Here is a 3,063-nt window from a genome sequence, read left to right as displayed (position 1 = left end):
CCGAACGGCAAGATCGACCGCAAGGCCCTCCCCGCACCGGAGTACACGTCCACCGCCGGCGGCCGCGCACCGCGCACCCCGCAGGAGGAGATCCTGTGCGCGCTGTTCGCGGAGATCCTCGGTCTGCCCGGCGTCGGGATCGACGATGACTTCTTCGCGCTCGGCGGCCACTCCCTGCTGGCGACCCAGCTCTCCAGCAGGATCCGGACCACCCTCGGCACCGAGATGCCCCTCCAGACACTCTTCGAGTCGCCGACGGTCGCCAAGCTCGCGCCGCGCCTGACCCGGAACAGCGAGCTGCGCCCGCCGCTCCTGCCCGCCACCCGGCCCAACCCCCTTCCCCTCTCCTACGCCCAGCAGCGACTGTGGTTCCTGCACCAGCTGGAGGGTCCCTCCGCCACCTACAACATTCCGCTCGCCCTGCGGCTGACCGGTGACCTGGACCGGCAGGTGCTGCGGGAGGCCATCAACGACGTCATCGCCCGCCACGAGGCGCTGCGCACGGTCTTCGAGGATGCGGACGGGCAGCCCCGTCAGCGGGTTCTCGGTCCTGAGCACGCCCGGATCGACCTGCGGATCGGCACCACGAGCGAGGACGCTCTCTCCCACCGGCTGCGTCAGGCCGCCCGGCACGAGTTCGACCTGTCGGTCCAGGTTCCGTTGTACGCCGAGCTGTTGACCGTCAGCCCGAGCGAGTCGGTGCTGATGCTGGTGCTGCACCACATCGCCGGTGACGGTTCGTCGCTCGCGCCGCTGGCGCGCGACCTGGTCGCCGCGTACTCCGCCCGGCTGGAGGGTGCCGAGCCGCAGTGGCCGCAGCTGCCGGTGCAGTACGCCGACTACACGCTGTGGCAGCGCGAGCTGCTCGGTGACGACAGCGACCCCGACAGCCTGTTCGCCCGCCAACAGGATTACTGGGCCGGTCAGTTGGCCGGTCTGCCGGAGCAGGTCACCGTGCCCGCCGACCGGCCCCGTCCGGCCGTCGCCAGTTACGCCGGCGACTCCACCACCTTCGGCATCGACGCGGAGCTGCACCAGGCGCTGTCCGAGCTGGCCCGTTCCTCCGGCAGCACCATGTTCATGGTGCTGCAGGCGTCCTTCGCCGCGCTGCTGACCCGTCTCGGCGCCGGTACGGACATCCCGCTCGGCGCGCCGATCGCCGGACGCACCGACGAGAACCTCGACCAGCTCATCGGCTTCTTCGTCAACACGCTGGTCCTACGCACGGACACGTCGGGCAACCCGTCCTTCACCGACCTCCTCGCCCAGGTCCGCCGGACCAGCCTGGAGGCCTACGCCCACCAGGACATCCCGTTCGAGCACCTGGTGGAGAAGCTCAACCCGCACCGCAGCACCACGCACCACCCCCTGTTCCAGGTCATGCTCGCCCTTCTCAACACCGAGCAGCCGAACTTCGACCTGCCCGACCTGCAGGTCGCGGCAGACGGTGTCGCCATGGGCACGTCCAGGTTCGACATGTTCATCAACCTGGGGGAGCACCGGGACGACAACGGCACCCCGGCCGGCATGTCCGGCACGGTCGAGTTCGCCACCGACCTCTACGACCGGTCGACGATCGAGGCGCTGACCGCACGCTGGATCCGGTTGCTCAGGTCGATCGCCGCCGACCCGTCCCGGCCCATCGGATTCCTGGATGTCCTCACTCCTGGTGAGGCCGCCCAGCTCCGGGACTGGGCGAGCGTTCCGGGTGCGGGGACCGGTGCGGCCACGCTGTCGGAGCTGTTCCAGGCACGGGTGCGGGCCACTCCCGACGCCACCGCCCTGGAGGCCGGGGACGCGACCTGGACGTACGCGGAACTGAACGCCCGTGCCAACCGGATCGCGCACTGGCTGATCAGCCGGGGCATCGGCGCGGAGCAGCTCGTCGGTGTGGCCCTCCCCCGTCGCATGGAGCAGCTCGCGGTGATCCTGGGCATCGCGAAGGCGGGTGCCGGTTACCTGCCGGTCGACCCGGACTACCCGGCCGACCGCATCGCGTACATGCTCGCGGACGCGGCTCCCGTTCTGCTGCTCACCAGCGGGCCGCTGGCGGAGGAGTTGCCGGACGGGCTGGCCGTCGAGGAACTGGCCGGGGTCTGGGACGGGCAGCCGGTCACCGATCCGACGGACGCGGACCGGGTCGCACCACTCACCCCGGCGAACACCGCCTACGTCATCTACACCTCCGGCTCCACCGGCCGGCCCAAGGGCACCGCCGTCCCCCACACCGGACTGGCCGGTGTCACTGCCAGCCTGATCGAGTGCTGCGCGACCGGTCCTGACAGCCGCGTCCTGCAACTGGCCTCCCCCAGCTTCGACGTCTCGATCATCGAGATCCTCATGGCCATCAGCCGTGGCGGCGCCCTCGTCGTGCCCCAGCCCGGCCGCCTCGCGGGGGAGGAGCTCGCGCGCACTCTGGCCGACCGCCGCGTCACCCATGCGTTCATCCCGCCGTCGGCGCTGGCGAGCATGCCCGAGGCCACCGCGGCCTCGCTGCGCGACCTGCACACGGTGCTGGTGGCGGGCGAGGCGTGCCCGCCCGAGGTGGTGGAGCACTGGTCGCAGGGCCGCCAGATGATCAACCTGTACGGCACGACGGAGACGTTCGTCAGTTCCATCAGCTCACCGCTGTCAGGCAGGAACGTCACGATCGGGCGGCCGATCGTCCACACGCAGCTCTATGTGCTGGACGAGTACCTCCGGTTGGTGCCGCCGGGTGTCGCCGGCGAGCTGTACAACGCCGGCACGGTCATGGCGCGTGGTTATCTGGGGCGTGCGGGTCTGTCGGCGGAGCGGTTCGTGGCGGATCCGTTCGGTGGTGCCGGGGGGCGGATGTATCGCACGGGTGACCTGGTGCGGTGGAACCGGGACGGTGAGCTGGAGTATCTGGGCCGGGTTGATGACCAGGTGAAGATCCGTGGGTTCCGGATCGAGCCGGGTGAGGTCCAGGCGGTGCTCACCCGGATGTCGGGGGTCGCGCAGGCGCTGGTGGTTCCGCGGGAGGACCAGCCCGGTGATGTGCGGCTGGTGGCCTACGTCGTTCCGGAGCCGGAGCGGGGTGTG

At 70.6% G+C, this 3,063-nt stretch carries 1 protein-coding gene; it reads left to right on the top strand.

Annotated elements, in window-relative coordinates:
• Nucleotides 1-3,063, top strand: a 3,063-nt coding sequence (locus tag ACFZBX_RS36845; RefSeq protein ID WP_391538185.1) for an amino acid adenylation domain-containing protein, incomplete at both ends; no start/stop codon positions are given.

Source organism: Kitasatospora sp. NPDC008115 (assembly GCF_042957205.1).
GTDB lineage: Bacteria > Actinomycetota > Actinomycetes > Streptomycetales > Streptomycetaceae > Kitasatospora.
Note: the sequence above shows the minus strand (reverse complement) of the source record. Positions and strands in the feature narration are given on the sequence as shown.